23 protein-coding genes and 2 pseudogenes are annotated in these 16,975 nt (G+C 27.9%); 24 read left to right on the top strand and 1 reads right to left on the bottom strand.

Features of this window, described 5'->3' with window-relative positions:
- Positions 1–63: 63 nt before the first annotated feature.
- Complete coding sequence (gene sigK, locus JYG23_RS02995; protein ID WP_207236979.1) at positions 64–804, bottom strand: RNA polymerase sporulation sigma factor SigK; 741 nt, start codon at positions 802–804, stop codon at positions 64–66.
- A gap of 217 nt (positions 805–1,021) precedes the next feature.
- Between sigK and JYG23_RS03000 the strand changes: the two genes are divergently transcribed.
- From JYG23_RS03000 to JYG23_RS03110, 24 genes and pseudogenes are all read left to right on the top strand, one after another.
- Positions 1,022–1,297 carry a tyrosine-type recombinase/integrase gene (locus JYG23_RS03000; RefSeq protein WP_207236981.1) on the top strand — a complete coding sequence of 92 codons (276 nt, stop codon included), beginning with the start codon at positions 1,022–1,024 and terminating at the stop codon, positions 1,295–1,297.
- Positions 1,298–1,372: 75 nt separating this feature from the next.
- Positions 1,373–2,137: a hypothetical protein gene (locus tag JYG23_RS03005; protein ID WP_207236982.1), complete on the top strand. Its 765-nt coding sequence runs from the start codon at positions 1,373–1,375 to the stop codon at positions 2,135–2,137.
- A 265-nt stretch (positions 2,138–2,402) separates the two neighbouring features.
- Positions 2,403–2,866 (top strand): annotated as a pseudogene (locus JYG23_RS03015) (terminase TerL endonuclease subunit); the annotation flags it as partial.
- Between the two features lie 380 nt (positions 2,867–3,246).
- Positions 3,247–3,495 (top strand): hypothetical protein, encoded by a 249-nt coding sequence (locus JYG23_RS03020; RefSeq protein ID WP_207236990.1) that lies wholly within the window; start codon positions 3,247–3,249, stop codon positions 3,493–3,495.
- Positions 3,496–3,946: 451 nt separating this feature from the next.
- Positions 3,947–4,405 (top strand): DUF3990 domain-containing protein, encoded by a 459-nt coding sequence (locus JYG23_RS03025; protein WP_207236991.1) that lies wholly within the window; start codon positions 3,947–3,949, stop codon positions 4,403–4,405.
- Positions 4,402–4,875: a hypothetical protein gene (locus JYG23_RS03030; RefSeq protein ID WP_207236993.1), complete on the top strand. Its 474-nt coding sequence runs from the start codon at positions 4,402–4,404 to the stop codon at positions 4,873–4,875. Before JYG23_RS03025 ends, JYG23_RS03030 begins: the two co-directional genes overlap by 4 nt.
- A gap of 170 nt (positions 4,876–5,045) precedes the next feature.
- Positions 5,046–5,111 (top strand): annotated as a pseudogene (locus tag JYG23_RS15100) (hypothetical protein); the annotation flags it as partial.
- 51 nt (positions 5,112–5,162) lie between these two features.
- The gene (locus JYG23_RS14790; protein WP_242631621.1) at positions 5,163–5,315 is read left to right on the top strand and encodes a hypothetical protein; all 153 of its coding nucleotides are present in this window, start codon (positions 5,163–5,165) and stop codon (positions 5,313–5,315) included.
- 256 nt (positions 5,316–5,571) lie between these two features.
- A complete protein-coding gene (locus JYG23_RS03040; protein ID WP_207237931.1) occupies positions 5,572–5,688 on the top strand; it encodes a hypothetical protein in 117 nt (38 codons plus the stop codon).
- A 92-nt stretch (positions 5,689–5,780) separates the two neighbouring features.
- On the top strand, positions 5,781–5,909 hold the full coding sequence (locus tag JYG23_RS15000) for a hypothetical protein (protein WP_256440292.1): 129 nt from the start codon (positions 5,781–5,783) through the stop codon (positions 5,907–5,909).
- Between the two features lie 149 nt (positions 5,910–6,058).
- A complete protein-coding gene (locus JYG23_RS03045) occupies positions 6,059–6,355 on the top strand; it encodes a hypothetical protein (RefSeq protein WP_207236994.1) in 297 nt (98 codons plus the stop codon).
- A 362-nt stretch (positions 6,356–6,717) separates the two neighbouring features.
- Positions 6,718–7,620 carry a phosphotransferase gene (locus JYG23_RS03050; protein WP_207236996.1) on the top strand — a complete coding sequence of 301 codons (903 nt, stop codon included), beginning with the start codon at positions 6,718–6,720 and terminating at the stop codon, positions 7,618–7,620.
- A gap of 60 nt (positions 7,621–7,680) precedes the next feature.
- Positions 7,681–8,682, top strand: a complete 1,002-nt coding sequence (locus JYG23_RS03055; protein ID WP_207236998.1) for a hypothetical protein — start codon at positions 7,681–7,683, stop codon at positions 8,680–8,682.
- A 45-nt stretch (positions 8,683–8,727) separates the two neighbouring features.
- Positions 8,728–8,922, top strand: a complete 195-nt coding sequence (locus tag JYG23_RS03060) for a hypothetical protein (protein ID WP_207236999.1) — start codon at positions 8,728–8,730, stop codon at positions 8,920–8,922.
- 108 nt (positions 8,923–9,030) lie between these two features.
- A complete protein-coding gene (locus JYG23_RS03065) occupies positions 9,031–9,204 on the top strand; it encodes a hypothetical protein (RefSeq protein WP_207237001.1) in 174 nt (57 codons plus the stop codon).
- A 169-nt stretch (positions 9,205–9,373) separates the two neighbouring features.
- A complete protein-coding gene (locus JYG23_RS03070; RefSeq protein WP_207237002.1) occupies positions 9,374–9,904 on the top strand; it encodes a GNAT family N-acetyltransferase in 531 nt (176 codons plus the stop codon).
- Between the two features lie 192 nt (positions 9,905–10,096).
- The gene (locus tag JYG23_RS03075; RefSeq protein ID WP_207237003.1) at positions 10,097–10,585 is read left to right on the top strand and encodes a GNAT family N-acetyltransferase; all 489 of its coding nucleotides are present in this window, start codon (positions 10,097–10,099) and stop codon (positions 10,583–10,585) included.
- A gap of 83 nt (positions 10,586–10,668) precedes the next feature.
- On the top strand, positions 10,669–11,706 hold the full coding sequence (locus tag JYG23_RS03080) for a S66 peptidase family protein (RefSeq protein WP_207237005.1): 1,038 nt from the start codon (positions 10,669–10,671) through the stop codon (positions 11,704–11,706).
- Positions 11,707–11,742: 36 nt separating this feature from the next.
- On the top strand, positions 11,743–12,594 hold the full coding sequence (locus JYG23_RS03085; RefSeq protein ID WP_207237006.1) for a metallophosphoesterase: 852 nt from the start codon (positions 11,743–11,745) through the stop codon (positions 12,592–12,594).
- Positions 12,595–12,695: 101 nt separating this feature from the next.
- On the top strand, positions 12,696–13,202 hold the full coding sequence (locus JYG23_RS03090; RefSeq protein ID WP_207237007.1) for a GNAT family N-acetyltransferase: 507 nt from the start codon (positions 12,696–12,698) through the stop codon (positions 13,200–13,202).
- Between the two features lie 282 nt (positions 13,203–13,484).
- Complete coding sequence (locus JYG23_RS03095; RefSeq protein ID WP_207237008.1) at positions 13,485–13,658, top strand: hypothetical protein; 174 nt, start codon at positions 13,485–13,487, stop codon at positions 13,656–13,658.
- Positions 13,659–13,752: 94 nt separating this feature from the next.
- Positions 13,753–14,640 carry a transglutaminase-like domain-containing protein gene (locus tag JYG23_RS03100; RefSeq protein ID WP_207237009.1) on the top strand — a complete coding sequence of 296 codons (888 nt, stop codon included), beginning with the start codon at positions 13,753–13,755 and terminating at the stop codon, positions 14,638–14,640.
- A gap of 191 nt (positions 14,641–14,831) precedes the next feature.
- Positions 14,832–15,500 carry a CPBP family intramembrane glutamic endopeptidase gene (locus JYG23_RS03105; RefSeq protein ID WP_242631622.1) on the top strand — a complete coding sequence of 223 codons (669 nt, stop codon included), beginning with the start codon at positions 14,832–14,834 and terminating at the stop codon, positions 15,498–15,500.
- 220 nt (positions 15,501–15,720) lie between these two features.
- Positions 15,721–16,896, top strand: a complete 1,176-nt coding sequence (locus JYG23_RS03110; protein WP_207237011.1) for a DUF4234 domain-containing protein — start codon at positions 15,721–15,723, stop codon at positions 16,894–16,896.
- Positions 16,897–16,975: the final 79 nt, after the last annotated feature.

A 16,975-nucleotide genomic window follows, 5' to 3' on the forward strand; every position in this document is an offset into this window, starting at 1 on the left:
TTGTCCAAAATATTTTATACTAATAAAAGTCTGCATACAAGCAGACTTTTATTTAGTATAAAGTTAGTTTTGAAGTTTACTATTTTTAATATTTTTGTTAGTTTGATTAGTTTGATATGCCATTAAACCGTCATATAATTTTTTTAATGCTTTTTTTTCTATTCTAGATACATAAGAGCGTGAAATACCTAACATTTTTGCGATTTCTCTCTGTGTCTTATGATCATTATTGTTTATTCCGTATCTATATTCAATTATCATTCTTTCTCTATCCTGAAGTGTTTTATCCCATATTTTATTGAGTATTCCTATCTTTTGTTCCTTATCAATCTTGCCTACAACTTCTTCACATTCATACTTTATAATATCAATTAAGTATATACTGTTTCCATCTTTATCTGTTCCAAGTGGTTCATGAAGTGAAATTTCATTTCTGAGTTTTTTATCTGAACGTAATGTCATTAATATTTCATTATCAATACATTTAGCGGCATATGTAGCGAGCCTAATTCCCTTGTTATTATCAAAGGTTGTAACCGCCTTGATTAGCCCAATCGTACCAATAGAAATTAAATCTTCAGGATCTATATTCACAGATTTATATTTTTTAACTACATGTGCAACTAAACGTAAATTTCTTTCAACCAGTATATTTCGTGCTTCTAAGTCTCCCAATCTTGATTTTTCAATTAGCTCAAATTCTTCATCCTTCTCAAGTGGTTGAGGAAAAGAGCTTCCATTAGTTATGTATCCAAATAGCAAAATAGTAAAAGGAAAAATAAATTGCAAAAATTGTTCAAACAATACAAACACCTCCACGGTTACATTACTATTATATGTTTGTGAATGAAAAACTTGTTTGTACCAATAAAAAAATTAGTTGGACGTATTAAAAAAATATTTATAAGATCACGCAGAGTAATTGTTAAAAGAGAGAATATTGGAGTAGAACGGTAAGCGATGTATAAGAATAATGGAAAATTTAAGATGATATTTAAAAGAATTAGCTAAATATTTATGCTTGGTACTTCTACAGGACCTCGCATTTCACAATTCGCCACTTTCAAGACAAAGAGTATATGATATCTTAAACAAGGTAGCCGACACATTAAATATTTCAAAGATAGGGACACATACACTAAGAAAAACTTTTGGGTATCATTTCTATCAGCAAACTAAGGATGTTGCAATCCTGCAAGAGATATTTAATCATTCATCACCTAATATAACAAGAAGGTATATTGGGATAGACCAAGATGTTATGGATAAGGCTATTGGGGAATTTAGGTATAAATAGTGTGCACAAGTATTGAGAAAATATTGAATGTATAGTAAAATAATATAGAAAAATATTTTAAAAGGTGTAATGTCTATGGAAAATGTAAAATTTTTATTAAAATTTGGGGGAAAAAAGTATCTAAAAGATTTGCAAGAAGGAAAACTTTATTTTTCCAATGCTTACAATTTTAAAAACATTGAAAAAGAAAAATTATTAAAGGGTCAAGGTGATTTATTAGAGGGTGGTACTATACTAATAGCACAAGATTTACAAATTACTAATAATGATAATAAAGAAGTGATAAATATTAATGATGTTAAAGTTAAACTTAATAATGATCCTGCAAATTTATTACCAGTTTATTGTTTGTTTGCTTGTTTTGAAAAAGATTGCTATAAATCATATGATGGAAAATATGAAATAAAATTATCTGAAGAAATTAAAGAAACAATAATTTCACATTTTCCAAAAGCTGATGCTGTTGCTATAATAAAAGAACCACAACAATTTATAGATGATGTTAATTCAAGTATTGGTTATGCTTGTAAGTCAAATTTAGTTAAGTATTTCCATTTAAAAGGTATAATGGATTCAAAATTTGGGATTGTTAATGATTTAGATTATTATAAATATGTTACTCAAGATACGCCTCTTGTTAAAAAATATGGTAAGATAATTTTAACAATGAATGTAGATTTTATTTATAGAACTTTATTATGTAAAGATATTTTCTTTTGTAACGAACAAGAATATAGATTTATTTTACCAGAAATAAATATTAAAAAAGCAAGAAATTTTCCAATTCATTTAAATGAAAAAATTGAAATAGTTGATTTAGATTTATTTTTTCATAAATAAATTTGTCTATATGAACAATGATTTTTATAAATCAAAGGAGTGGAGACAATGTCGAAACTCCTATTTTATTTATAAGCACGGAATATGCGAAAGATGTGGTGAACTAGGCAAAATAGTTCACCACAAAATATATATAAACAAAAATAATATAATTGATCCTGAGGTTACTTTGAATTTTAGTAACCTCATTTTATTGTGTCAAGATTCCAGAACAAAGAGCATATTTAATGCCTGAAACACCTCCTAAGATAATAGATGACGGCATAAAATGCCTTATGATTTATGGCATAAAATGGGCTTATTAAGAGTAACAGAAGGCAACAAAGTTCACCCAAAGTATGTAACAGAGTGGTTTTTAGAAATAAGTAATGAATAGGAGTATATATACCTTGGATTGGCTATGACTCATGGAGTGTAACCTATTGGGAGGAAAAAATGCAAGGACACTTTGATAAAGAAGCGATGATTCCAATTATACAAGGTAAAAAAACTCTATCAGCTCCGATGAAACTCTTTGGAGCAGACCTTGAAGCTAAAAAGATAATCTATAATAATAATCCAATAGATAAATGGTGTTTATCCAATACCTCATTAGAAATAGACAAAAACGTAAACATCCAACCATGCAAAACTAACAACCAAAGAAGAAAAATAGATGGAACTGCCGCACTCTTAAATGCTTATGTAGTATTACAGGATAAGATGAATGAATATATAAATATACTTTAATTGACAAAAAAAACCATAAGCTTTATAATTAAATCATAAAATATGGTGGAGGGTGTAATTGTGAAAAGTGATATCAAAAATTATATTGAAAAAAACTAAATATAAAAAATTTTGATGAAAATAATAAAGAACATGTATTACAATTAGCAAAAAATCTAACAAGTCTAGATACGAAAACCTTTTTAGAGATAAGTAATGAATTATCTAATTTTAATTATATAGCTAGAGAATCACTATTATATCATAGCAATATCATTAAAAATTTATCACAATCTACTGAAGGAACTACAAAACGATTTTTTGAATTTTTAGATAAAAGTAAAGAATTATATATAAGGCAATTAGATAAAGATAATCTAAGTGATAAAGAAAAAAAGTCTTTGCGTAAATATATACATAAATTAGATAAGATTGCTGAGAAATGTGTAAATAATGATAGAAAAGCTAGAATTATATTTAGTAAAGAATATATTTTATATGCACTAGGTGTATTAGCACTAATATTGCTTGGTATTGGAGTGAAAATTGGCTTTGCTAAATTAAAAGAAATAGTATTTAATATCAATGATGATAGTGAGATAATTGATATAGACGATATTATTGAACAGGATGAGTGTTCAGATAAATAATATATTGGTTGCTATTTTAAAGTAAATTTTTTATTTCATATATAAGAAGGTATATTACGACCCTATTCAAAAAAATATTCGGACCTAAAAGTCCAACACATAAAGAAGTAACAAATTTTGAGCTACTTTCCGACAACGGAGGTGGCTTTTTTTATTGGAATGGTGAGCTATATCATTCTGATATTTTAAGAGGAGCTATACGACCAAAGGCTAATGCTATTAACAAATTAACAGCTAAGCATATTAAAAGACAATGATAAGTTTTTAGTCAATCCTGAGCCTAATATAAGGTTTATATTAGAAGAACCTAAAATGCAAGACTTATTGTTTTATATATAATTACATATTTCGACTTGTTAATTTATTGCTATAATAATACAAATGCTATATAATATGAGTAATATGTGAAATTTCGATAAAAGATAAAATTATTATGTGAGGACTGATTTTAATGGATAATATTATTTACCATGGAAGTAATGTGATTGTTGAATATCCTGAAATACAGGTGAAGGGCTATTATAAAGATTTTGGATTTGGGTTCTATTGCACTAGTTTAGAAAAACAAGCAAAACGCTGGGCTTTAACAAAAAGACCAAAACATATAATTAATGTATATAGCTTTGAGGTAAATGAAAATTTATCAATTTTAAAATTTGATAAAATGTGCGATGAGTGGCTTGACTTTGTAGTTAGTTGCAGGAGAGGTATTACTCATAATTATGACATTGTAGAAGGTCCAATGGCAGATGATACAATATGGGATTATATTGAAGATTTTATAAGTGAAACTATTTCAAGGGAAGCTTTTTGGGTTTTGGTTAAGTTTAAATATCCGACACATCAAATTGTATTGTGTAATGATAAAGCGTTAAATACGATACGATTTGAAAGGAGTTATGAAATATGAGAAATGTATTCTTTGAAGATGAAGAAATAACTGAAAATGACTTGTTTTTTATTTGTTATATAATAGAGAAAATTTCAAGAAGATTAAAACAACATAATTATTATGTAGTAAATACACTTGGATATAATGAGTTATCTAGAAAGATTAGTGTTGCACAGGTGCTTCATTGCGAGAATCCATTGCAAGTGGTTGATGACTTTATAGATGAATATACTTTGCAAGAAGGTACTTTTGATATTACAGATGTAGACAGAGAATTAGTTGATAATATACCAACTGAATTACAAATGGGAAAAGTTTATACAAGATTAATCTTAAGTACTTTAGAGAAAGGTGAAGATTATGTACAAGGCATGATAAGAGTATATAACTCAAAAATATGCGAATTTTTAGATGATTATAATAGTAGTGCATATTATGAGCCTTCATATGTAATAACTCAAGCATATTATAGAGAGTCTTTTAATTAATGATGAACAGGAATAACTTCCTTTTTTAATGATAAAATAAAAGATATTGTTATAGCAAAAAATTATTTGTGGTGTCAACTTTATTAAATTAAATAAAAGCAATAAAGGGGTTGTAAATTGATGCAAAAGTTGCACAACCTTATGAAGTTGAACCAAAACTTGATGAATTAATAGAGTGGTACTATAATCTAGAAAAAGTTACTTTAGAAGATTTAGCAGAATTCCATTATAGATTTGAATTAATACATCCATTTCAAGATGGTAATGGTCGTATAGGAAGGTTCTTAATGCTTAAGCAGATGCTAGAGAATGACTTGCCAGTTCAAATAGTATCTTGGGATACAGAAGATTTATATATAAACTCTTTGAGTTTATGTTCAATTGGTGATTACAGCCCATTAACTGCATACTTAAAAACACTAACAGACTTTAGAGTGTAAAATATAGGGACGGTTCTTGTTGATTGACAAAGTATAAAAACAGTAGTGCAGTAATACTATAATAAAACAATAAAAATTTGAGGTGAAATATGCCAAGACAATCACGGGTAAAAAGTTCTACTGGAATATATCACATAATGATAAGAGGAAAAAATAAAGAGAAAATATTTATGAATTCTATATACAAAAATGAAATTTAAGAAATCTTATAAGAAATAAGAGAAGAGCTAGAATTTTTATAATTGCTTATTGTGTTATGGATAATTATATGCATACGTTTATTAAAATTGATGAAGATAAATTGGGAATTTTAATGAAAAAAATTAATATAAAGTACGCTATGCACTATAACAAAAGATATAGAAAATTATAAATGGCGTAGTGCAAGCGAGTATATAGGAAAGGACTCAAATATAGTAACAGAAAAATATTTAAATGTTAATATGTTAAAGAGGGATTAGGAATATGATTAAAAAAATAAATTTATTATTTTTAATATTACTATCATCACTATTTCTTGCATCATGCACTAACTCAGACATACCAGATGGTCAGCCTGTAGATAATGATATAATATCTGAAAACAATTTTTAATTGTAATATTATGTATTATTATTTTACTTATCTCTACATACAAATTATATATAAATTACAATATTAAAAAAACACTTGAAACAATAGAACTCATAAATGATTGTGACAATGTAGAAATTTTTTATTCAAAAAATAATAAAGTTGTAACAATGAATGAAAGCGATGTTTTAAATAAAATAAAAGATAATTTTAAGTTGAATAATTTTTTTTCATCAAGTCATATCAATAATATAGAGAAATGTATAGATCAATTATATTGTACTATAAAATTCAAAACGAGAAATGAGACTATTATTTCTATTAATGTTTTTTTAAGTAATAACAATGTAGATAATTATAAAGAAAATTATTATAGTTTGATTGATGGAAAAAAATGTATAATTAAATTTGGCAAGTATCATTGGCATATTAAAAATAATGTTGACTTAATAGATTTATATAACTAAATATCAAAAATTATTTGACCGAAAGGTCCAACAAGCAAACAAGCAACGCATTTTGAGCTACTTTCAGATTAAATAACGGAAGTGGCTTTTTTTATGCCCTAACCCAATTTGTGAAACAAAATGTTGGTAGGTCAAACGCGATAAGAGTCAAATTTGTACTATTTATTTTTTTGCTTACAGATTTGTTCTCGAAACTGCGATGTTGGAATGTAGCAATATTAAAGAATATATATCGGGATAGTCAAAGATGTTATGAATAAAACTAGTGGCAAATTAAGGTATAAATAACTATTGATAGTATTATAAGAAAATGATACTATTATATAATAAAGATTTTATATTAAAAGGCGGGTAATAAAAATATGAATTATAGTATGATTGCTGATATAATATGTAATTATCCAATTGGAAATTTAATTTCTTATTATAAGATTGAAAAAGGTAATACAGCAGATACTTATTTTATTGAGACTGAATTAGGTGAATGGATTTTACGGAAAATTAAAAATAGAGAACAAGGGTATACAGAATTTGGAATAGTTAATCATTTACTCAATATAGGAATTGAGTGTGTTCCTAAAATAGTAGAATCATTAGACAATAAAGCTACTGTATGTATTCAAGGAAAATTTTATAATTTGCAAGAATATTTTAAAGGAAATGAACCAGCAATTGAAGATGTTAAGATAATTAGTAAAGTGGCTGAATCTATAGCATTAGTGCAAAAAGGACTTGATACTTGCCATATAGCTTTTGAAAATACGGACCGTTTTGAAATTAAGTATCAATGGGAAAATGCTAAGAACATTTGGCAAGAGTTGTATACTAAAAATATTGTAGCTTTTTCTAATAAAGATGTAGAAAATATAGTGCGTAAATTATCTGATTTATCGAGTAGTAATAAGCAGATTATTCATGGTGACTTGGGAATATGGAATATGCTTTATAAAGATGATGTTTTAAAGATAATTGATTTTGGTGAAGCACGTATGGGAGATTATTATTTTGATATTGCTGGCGCATTAGCTTCTATTTCAGAAAAAAGCAAAAACATTCCAATTGAAATAATCTGTGATGAATTTATCGAGTCTTATGCCAAAAAAAAATTTTTACTTGATACAAATAAACTATTATCATATATACACCTTTGGTATTGGCGTGGTATTTTGGCAATTGCTTTATCTTCAAATATAGAAAGCAATATTAAAGGAAAAGTAATTGCTGAATTTGTAAAAACGATTGATATATTTGATAATGTGTTCTAAATGAAAAATAGTTCACCACAAAGTGTATATAAGAGAAAAATAATGAAAAATGAGGTACATATGAGAGATTCAAATTTTAAACAGGTTCAGTATAATATTACAATTGATTTGTTGCAAATAAATAATATGTATTATGCCACGCAAAGCATTACGTGTATATGTGATTCCTATTCAGCATTATCTCAAGTTGTAATTCTAACAGAACAAACTAATATTGATATTTTAACCGTAGAAGTTAACCATGATTCTGAATGTGAATTGAGAGATGGTTTATTAATAGTAAACCTAAAAGAGCCAATCAAATTAGGTGATTTTTTTACAATCTCTTTCAACTATAATGCAAAGCTACCTGGTTCAGTATATTGGAATGATTATTTCCAAGAATTTGCTGGTGAGAAAAGTTGGTATCCACGGCTTGCCGTAGAACCCATTTTAGGTTGTGATTATGATGTTCTTATACATGCTCCAGAAAGTATGTCTGTATATGGTACAGGTCAAAGAATTGGTAAACGCTTTGTAGGAAAATCAATTCAAAATTTTGGTTTTATAGCTTCTGAAAAATTTCTTGTAATAGAGAAAAAAACTCAAGATATTGATTTTGTTTGCCTGTATCCACCAGGAAGTGAGATGCTTGCTAAAGGGGTAATTGATACTGCAATTGAGGCTGCAATGTTTTACCATGAACTTTTGGGATTTTATCCTTGTAATTCATTTACTGCTGTCCCAGGTGCAGAATACTATGTTGGCGGATGTCCGATTGCTACAGGAATGGTGCATCTACATGGCATGCAACGTACAAAAAACTCATTTGATTATGATAACTGTATTGTTGCACATGAAATAGCACATCAATACTTTGGAGATACTTATGACTATAAAAGTCCTTCTTGGGTATGGTTGGGTTTGGGGTTATCGTTAGATTATGAATTTATGTTGAAAACAAACAAAAGTATGGGTCAATATGAAAAATATTATAACTATCTAAATGAGGCTATAAAATTAGGTAAGGCTGACATTCCTTTTAAAAAAGAAGAGCTTATGAGACGAATTGCAGATACATGAATTGACTATAACACTGCTGTATTGCATGCAAAATCTATTGCTATAATGAGAGCATTACAAGAAATAATAGGTAAGGACACTTATTTTCGAATTGTTAGAAAATACTTGTGTGATAATGGTTGCAGTACTATTTCAGAGGAAGATTTTATTCAACTTTGTGAAGAGGAAAGTAAAATGCAATTAAAGCATATATTTGAACGATGGCTTAGAAACAACGAATATCCTGTTGGAAAGTATTAGCTCAAATTCTTCATCATTATCAAGCAGTTGAGGTAATAAAGCAAACTATATAAGCACTTGACTAAATGGTAAAATAAGGTATAATTATGTTGTTGGGGGTGATTGTAAATGGTTACCAATCTTATAACTGTTATAAATCTTATATTTGTAGTAATAATACCTATAATAATATTGATACTTATAATTGTGGTAGTGCCTTTTTTTGTAAGGTTATTTAAAAAAATTGATAAACTTATTGATATTTTAATTGAAGAAAAAACAAATAATAAAAAATTAGATTAGAACTATTTAGGTTTTTTTATTTAGGTAATAAAAATTTTTTTGAGAAAAACGGACATTTAATATTTCAATTTTTAATAAACATATTTTAGTTTGTTAAAAGTTGTTTATTATTAAATATAGTTGTATAATTTATTAAAAATTATTAATTTAATAGGATGGAGATAGGTATATGGATAAACAAATAGTTGGTCAAAAAGTTATTTTACGCCAGCAGATAGATGGTGACGCAGATTTCTTTGTTCGTTGGTATAACAATAAAAATATAATGGAGAAATGCGGCTTTACGCAAAAGACTACCAAAGAGGAAATTATTGCTTCTTTTCACAAACAAAGTTCGGATGGAGACTGGTATACTGTTGTAGACAAGGAAACAGGCAGAGTAATTGGAGAAACCGGTTTGTTGCGTATGTTTCCTAAATGGGCGACAACAGACTTAACTATCATAATTCCGAACCCCGAAGATTACGGAAAAGGCTATGGTACGGAAACTATCAATTTGATGTTTGATCTTGCTTTTACTAAGTTAAATTTCAACAGAATTGCCATTGGTGTTGTTGGTTTTAACCATTCCGCACTTTCCTTTTACAAAAAAGTTGGCTTCAAACAAGAAGGAATACAAGAACAAGGATATTTCTATGATGGTGAATTTAGTGATTTTATCATGATGCGGTTACTAAAAAGCGAGTATTTAGCAAAATGAGCATAAACAAATGTCAAGAGTACAGGAATCTATATTAAAATGCACATTACTGAAGATAAAATTTTTCTGTACCTAGATGAATATACAATACTTGACATTGACGAAAATTTAAAATGATTGGAATATGTAACAATACAAAAGAATTAGCATAGCTTTTTTGCTATGACTTTTATTATATCAGGGAGTAATTCTATGATAATAGCGGAAGCAAATATTAATGATACAGAATTAGTAGCACCTTTAATTGCAAAATTTAGAGTAGAGTTAAAAAAGCTCAAACAAATAGACAGTGATGAAAACCTTGAAGTAGCCAAAGAGGGGTTTATGGAATATATTAACTCAAACTATCCTATATACATAGCTTTAGATGAAAACGTATGTGTCGGATATTTAGTATGTAGAGTTGATAAACCAAATGTTTGGGTGGAATCTATTTATGTAGTTGAGAGTTTCAGAAGAAAAGAAGTTGCAAGTCTTATGTTTGAACAAGCTGAAAAATTGGCACATTCTTATGGAGAAGAAACTCTATATAATTATGTTCACCCTAATAATGATAAAATGCTTAAATTCCTTGCTAAGCATGGATACGATGTTTTAAATCTTATTGAAATAAGAAAAAAGTATACAGATGAAAAAACAAATATGAAAATCAACGTCAATAACTTTGAATTTGATTATTAAGCACTATTATGAAGATTATGATCATAATGTGTAACTAAAATAAATAAAGATTATTTATATATAAGATTGGAGGAAAACAAAAAATGCTCAATTTGATAAAACCACAAAAGTTAAATCGCGGAGATAAGGTTGCTACAGTTAGCTTATCTTGGGGTGGTGCAGGTGATAAAGATATTCTATGGCGTTATTATCAAGGCAAAAAACGCCTAGAAGAACAATTCGGACTTCAAGTAGTGGAAATGCCACACACTCTAAAGGGTTCTGAATTTGTGTATAATCATCCAAAAGAGCGGGCTGATGATTTAATGCAGGCGTTTTCGGATAAGAGTATAAAAGGAATTATTTCATGTATAGGCGGCACTGATAGTATTAGAATGTTTCCATACATTGATTTTAAAATTATCAAAAACAATCCTAAAATTTTCACTGGATATTCTGACTCAACAGTAACACATTTTATGTGTATGAAAGCGGGCATTTCTTCTTTTTATGGTCCTGCTATACTTACTGACTTTGCGGAGAATATTAAAATACCTAAATATACAGTGAACGCAATAAACAATACCTTCTTTTCAAATGAAAATATTGGCGAGGTAGTTCCTTCTAAAACGTGGACATCGCAGAGACTTGAATGGGTTGAAGAAAATAAAGATACGGCGAGAATTTTCAGTGAGAATACTTCCTATGAAGTTTTGCAAGGCAACGGAAAAGCACAGGGTAGACTAATAGGCGGATGCCTTGAGGTTATTGAATATATTAAGGGAACGTCATTATTTCCTCCAGTTGACTATTTTAATAATGCGATTTTATTTCTTGAAACTTGTGAAGTATTACCACCGGTATGGCTTATAGAAGATGAATTGCGTTGCTTTGGAATGATGGGAATGCTGAATCGAATTTCAGGTATATTCTGGGGTAAGTCTCAAGGCGAAAAGTATTATGAGGAATACAAAGTAGCAATCCGTAAAGTATTAGCTGAATTTGATTGTTCAGATTTACCTGTGCTATATAATGGGAGCTTTGGACACAATGAACCGAGAACAATTCTTCCATATGGAGCTATAGCTGAAATTGATTGTGAAAACAACACCTTTTCAATTCTTGATAACGCTACATTGTAGGTTCCTGTTATTCGTATAAAAAGAGGAATATATACAATGAGAAGATTAAAGAAAAAAAGAATAATAATAGTATCGTTACTTATAATTTTAGTATTAATTACTTTATTAGCTTTTGATGTTAGATTAAAGGTTCAAGAATACACTGTTATTTCTGATAAAATTACTTTGCCTGTAAAGGTTGCATTGATTACTGATTTACATTCATGTAAATATGGAGATAATGAGATGAACTTAATTAAAGCAATTGACAAACAAAATCCTGATGTTATTTTGATGGGTGGAGATATATGTGATGATAAGTTGCCAAACGATAATACGGAATTGTTGTTGAAAGGTATTGCTGATAAATATCCTTGCTTTTATGTTAGTGGTAATCACGAATACTGGAGTGGTGAAATAGATAAAATTAAGTCAATGTTTCGTTTATACAATGTAGATGTATTAGAAGGAACTTCATCTACAATTAATATAAGGGGACAAAATATAAATATATGTGGTATGGATGATCCTGATGTTGAAAAATATATTGATAATAATAATATGTTTTATTCACAGCTTGAAGCGTTAGAAAAGATATCTGATAATGGATATTATACAATATTGCTTGCACATCGTCCTCAGTATGTAAATATGTATCTTCAATATGGTTTTGATATGGTTTTATCAGGACACACACATGGAGGTCAGTGGAGAATTCCGGTTATTCTAAATGGACTTTATGCTCCAGATCAAGAATGGTTTCCGAAGTATGCAGGCGGTGAGTATGATTTTGCAAACGGAAAAATGATTGTAAGCAGAGGTCTTTCAAGAGAATCTACCAGAGTTCCAAGAATATTTAATAGACCTGAGCTTGTAATAATAAATTTGGAGAATAGCGTATCTAGGTAAAAATATAATAATTAAAGAAAGGGTGAATACTATAAATTTAAGAGAATTAAAAGAAGATATAGTATTATGAATAGATTATTTTTATTATATGGAGTGATAAAATGTACATTGAAACTGAGCGATTAATTTTGAGAAATTTTACAGATACTGATATATCTAATGCTACTAGATATTTAGGTGATAATGATGTCATGCAGTATGTAGAGAAACCTTTCAGTAAGGAACAAGTAACAAAATTCATAAAATCTTTTGGATTGTGTGAGCCCCCTCTTATATACGCATTGGTTGAGCGACAAACTAATTTGCTGATAGGGCACATCATTTTTCATGCATTTGATACAACTTCAATCTATGAATTAGGTTGGATTATTGACAAGCCATATTGGGGAAAGGGTTATTGCATGGAAATCAGCAAGGTGATTATTGACTATGCTTTTTATGATATTAAAATAGAGAAGCTTATTGCTGAAACTGTTGCTGAAAACTCCAAATCATTGTTGCTAATCAAACGATTGGGAATGGTAGAAACAGACACATCGGATGGTCTAAAAATATTCTCTTTGACAAATTCTAATCTAATAAATGAGTATAATCTACAAAATAAATAATTAAAATACACTTTTATTTCACAAATAAGGTGTATTTTTTATTTTTATCTTTAGAGACAATCATAACTACTGGCTTAGCTAGTAGTTATGATTTGAGTGACAAAAGTAGGACAACATTTGGGAAATTTGCTACAAGCATAAGCAAGGGCGTTATATTGTTAATGATATTAAAATACGTCTCGGGTTGATGCGTAGTTAAAATATTGTAACACATGGTAAAATGTAGTATAATACTAATTAATGATTATTAATAGTTCGTCTATTTATTAGGAGAAAAATGAAATGATATATAAGCACTGGATAACTTATTGGTTATTTGCCTCAGCATTTATTTTTTGTGCAGGAATGAGTATATATAATGCGATTTACAAAAGTAGGATACATGGGTTTGTTTTTCAATTATTATGTGTTTTTGTTATTTTGGATTGGCTACCAGAGAGATATACTGGTATTTAAAGCAAAAAGACAAAAATAATAGAACAAAATAATTATAATAAGTAGTAATATTAATAAAAGAAACTAAAGATTATTTATACTTTGAGGAATTAAAATGAATGAAATAATTATAACAAGAAAATATATACATCCTAAGTCAAAAGAAATAGAAGAATTTGTTAACATAATGAAGAAAAATACTATTGATTTTCAAGGATTCGTTAGGAATATTTTTGATTGGTTTAATAAAAATATTCAATATAGCCGTTTAAATTCTCCATATTTCCCATTACAAAGGAATGATTTGGAAGTATTAAACATGAAATCTGGAACATGCGGTGACTATTCTAATCTTTTGGTTTCAGTATTCATTTCTATGGAAATTGAAGCTAATTATGCATATATTAAAAAAGATTGTTATGGTAACGAGCAAGATCACATATGTGTAGCGATAAAACTAAGTGATGAGTGGATTCTAATTGATGCTACAAAACCATATAGAAAGTGGCATGGTTATAATTGCCAACATAAAGAGTATAAACTATATTCTCCAGAACAATTTGAAAAAATAATGAAAAAAGAAGAGAATTATTGGTATAATAAGGCTGTAAAATGGGGAAATGCTAAGTACGCTGGTTTACTATACGCCCCTTGGATTTATGAGGAAACGGTATGGTCTGAAACAGATGAAGAAGAGGATGTTTTCTTTTTGATAAATCTTAATGACAATCAACATTGGATGTTATATATAAACTATTTTATGTATGCTAAAGAAACTGCAAAAAATAGGATAATGGTTACTATCAATCAATATGGAGAGAAATTCATTCAATTTTCTACAAAGGCAGCTAAATCACTTTGGGATAGTTCTCAATGGGGTGAAAAATATAATATGTTAAATATTCCGAAAGAATATTATTCAGAACAATTAAAACGGATGATGAGATGTATTACTAAAAATAAAGATAGAGTTATATCTATATATAGTAACATAGAAAAATGAGTATAATTGGAGTATATTTCATATTATAATTTTGTGTGTTATTATTGTTGGATTATGCCTGTAATAATCTAAAACTGAATCTTTTTTTAGTATGGAATGATGGAATACTGAAAAAATTTCAGGTATGTTTAGGGGCAAGTCTCAAGGCGAAAAGTAGTATGAGGAATAAAAAATATTCAGGAGAAACTAAAATGATAAATTCGGCTTACACATTAACAATTTTACAGAGTATTTTACTGTGTGCAGGTTATTTCCTGTGCATGCTTTGCTATACAATACTTGATATGGGAGTATGGAGAAAAATAACCCCAAACATTTCAGTATGGCTTAACATTTTCACAATAATATTATTTAACTTAGTGTTTTTTTTACTTATTTCAAATAAAGTGTCTTATAAGTTGAATATTTTGGGTGGAATATCCTTTTTAAAAATATTACTTGCAATGTTATGTTCTATTTTGTTCTATTTTGCTTTAGACAAATGTTTAGATCCTATTTTTGAGCACCTTTTTCCGGTTAGCGAAATAAAATATCAAGATACCATAACAAGACTTAAACAATCCCCTGTTACAAGTTTTATGTTAGTTTGCATTATTGCTCCTGTTGTAGAAGAAATATTGATAAGGGGATTTATTTTAACTGGATTACAGAATGAATATGGTAATTTTATTGCTCTAGTTGTGTCAGCTATTTTATTTGCACTATTGCATTTTAATATGGTTCAAACGATATCAGCATTTATTTGCGGACTTGTTCTGGGATTGCTTTATATTAAAACAGATTCGATTTTTTGTTGTATTGTTACTCACTCAGGATATAATATAATTTCTTATCTTAAAATGATTTTACCGTTAAATTAAAAAATTCAGTTAAATTGAGTTTATAATAAATGAAATGTGAATAATTGGAGTAATATAACTCAAAACAATTCATTTAAATGTAATTAGTCAACTAATTGGATTTTTATGCAATTATATATTGTTATATTTGGGAATATATAGTATAATACTGATGGTAGATTTTGTATAACATGTACCGAACAGAGAAACTGTATAAATAAAAAATTATGGAGGATTTTATATGAACAATCAGAGATTAAGAGTTCCAAAAGATTCAAGGTTAGTATATATATCTATGTTTTGTGGACTCATAATGTTATTTTTTAATTTTTGCACCATACTTTCTATGGAAGGTGAATTTGCTATTTTATTTAATGTCAAAGGATATAACACAGGCTTATATATTATAGATATAATATGCAACATATTTTTAATTTATATTCCTATTTTAGTATTTGTTTTTTCTCCTATATTTGCAAAAAGAAATTTGCGAATACTTTGTATTCCATTAGCAATTTCTTTTGTAAAGTTGTTATTTTATTCTTTTGTTTTTTATGGGCTTAAATATTGTTGGTTTGATTTAATTGCCTATACTGTTATGCTTGTTATTTTTATACTAACATCTACTGGAAAAATAAAAAACAAATTTCCACTTGTAATAGTTTCTTTTCTTATATTTGTTATATCTTTTGTTCTTTTTATAACTGGATGTGAATTTTCTAATTATATTAGTTATAATTCTTACTATATTTCGAGTTTTATATCATTCATTGCTCCATTTATTGCATATGCAATTATAGGGCTTGCACTTGATAATGATCCTAATAAAGAGTACTTAGAAAAAGATATAATTTCTGATGATGCAACAATCGGTAGTAATTCTCAGATTGAATTGCTTGAAAGTAAAGATGTAGCTGTTTGTATTCTATTATCATTAGTAACATTTGGTATTTACTTTATTATATGGTTATATTCCATAATCAAAAAAATTAAACTTTTGAACAAGGATCAGACAGATTGTTTAGGTGAGCTATTACTATGTATTTTTGTTCCTTTTTACTTTGTTTATTGGTTTTACATAAGAGCAAAAGAGTTGTCAAATGTTGCTGCTAAGCAAAATATTCAAATTAAAGACAATGGAACATTATATCTTATACTGACTTTGTTCGGTTTAGGAATAATTTCTTGCTCTTTAATGCAAAATGATTTAAACGTTATTTCTTTAAGATTGAAGACAGAAAACACTGATTTTAATAATCCAAATACAGCTTATTCTCAGCATTTAAAAGCCCAGAATGAATTTTATCAAAAAGATCCTGTCGAGAGATTGAAAGAGATAGCTTTATTAAAAGAACAATGTATTATTACTGAAGAAGAATATGAATCTAAGAAAAGAGAATTGCTCGGGAAAATATAATGTGTTGATTTAACATAATATAAAGTTAAATTAAATAAAAAAGTAACAGATGAATTTAAAATTAAAACTACAAAACTCA

The organism is Sedimentibacter sp. zth1, from assembly GCF_017352195.1.
In the GTDB taxonomy this organism is placed as follows: domain Bacteria; phylum Bacillota; class Clostridia; order Tissierellales; family Sedimentibacteraceae; genus UBA1535.

Excerpts from the sequence above, each read along its gene's own strand:
- JYG23_RS03045 (WP_207236994.1), top strand. The coding sequence starts at position 6,059 with ATGAATGAAAGCGATGTTTTAAATAAAATAAAAGATAATTTTAAGTTG.
- JYG23_RS03070 (WP_207237002.1), top strand. The coding sequence starts at position 9,374 with ATGGATAAACAAATAGTTGGTCAAAAAGTTATTTTACGCCAGCAGATA.
- JYG23_RS03050 (WP_207236996.1), top strand. The coding sequence starts at position 6,718 with ATGAATTATAGTATGATTGCTGATATAATATGTAATTATCCAATTGGA.
- JYG23_RS03095 (WP_207237008.1), top strand. The coding sequence starts at position 13,485 with ATGATATATAAGCACTGGATAACTTATTGGTTATTTGCCTCAGCATTT.
- JYG23_RS03110 (WP_207237011.1), top strand. The coding sequence starts at position 15,721 with ATGAACAATCAGAGATTAAGAGTTCCAAAAGATTCAAGGTTAGTATAT.
- JYG23_RS03085 (WP_207237006.1), top strand. The coding sequence starts at position 11,743 with ATGAGAAGATTAAAGAAAAAAAGAATAATAATAGTATCGTTACTTATA.
- JYG23_RS03040 (WP_207237931.1), top strand. The coding sequence starts at position 5,572 with ATGGATAATTATATGCATACGTTTATTAAAATTGATGAAGATAAATTG.
- JYG23_RS03005 (WP_207236982.1), top strand. The coding sequence starts at position 1,373 with ATGGAAAATGTAAAATTTTTATTAAAATTTGGGGGAAAAAAGTATCTA.
- JYG23_RS03080 (WP_207237005.1), top strand. The coding sequence starts at position 10,669 with ATGCTCAATTTGATAAAACCACAAAAGTTAAATCGCGGAGATAAGGTT.
- JYG23_RS03025 (WP_207236991.1), top strand. The coding sequence starts at position 3,947 with ATGGATAATATTATTTACCATGGAAGTAATGTGATTGTTGAATATCCT.
- JYG23_RS03090 (WP_207237007.1), top strand. The coding sequence starts at position 12,696 with ATGTACATTGAAACTGAGCGATTAATTTTGAGAAATTTTACAGATACT.
- JYG23_RS15000 (WP_256440292.1), top strand. The coding sequence starts at position 5,781 with ATGATTAAAAAAATAAATTTATTATTTTTAATATTACTATCATCACTA.
- JYG23_RS03105 (WP_242631622.1), top strand. The coding sequence starts at position 14,832 with ATGATAAATTCGGCTTACACATTAACAATTTTACAGAGTATTTTACTG.
- JYG23_RS03055 (WP_207236998.1), top strand. The coding sequence starts at position 7,681 with ATGAGAGATTCAAATTTTAAACAGGTTCAGTATAATATTACAATTGAT.
- JYG23_RS03060 (WP_207236999.1), top strand. The coding sequence starts at position 8,728 with ATGAGAGCATTACAAGAAATAATAGGTAAGGACACTTATTTTCGAATT.
- JYG23_RS03100 (WP_207237009.1), top strand. The coding sequence starts at position 13,753 with ATGAATGAAATAATTATAACAAGAAAATATATACATCCTAAGTCAAAA.
- JYG23_RS14790 (WP_242631621.1), top strand. The coding sequence starts at position 5,163 with ATGCTTAAGCAGATGCTAGAGAATGACTTGCCAGTTCAAATAGTATCT.
- JYG23_RS03065 (WP_207237001.1), top strand. The coding sequence starts at position 9,031 with ATGGTTACCAATCTTATAACTGTTATAAATCTTATATTTGTAGTAATA.
- JYG23_RS03075 (WP_207237003.1), top strand. The coding sequence starts at position 10,097 with ATGATAATAGCGGAAGCAAATATTAATGATACAGAATTAGTAGCACCT.
- JYG23_RS03030 (WP_207236993.1), top strand. The coding sequence starts at position 4,402 with ATGAGAAATGTATTCTTTGAAGATGAAGAAATAACTGAAAATGACTTG.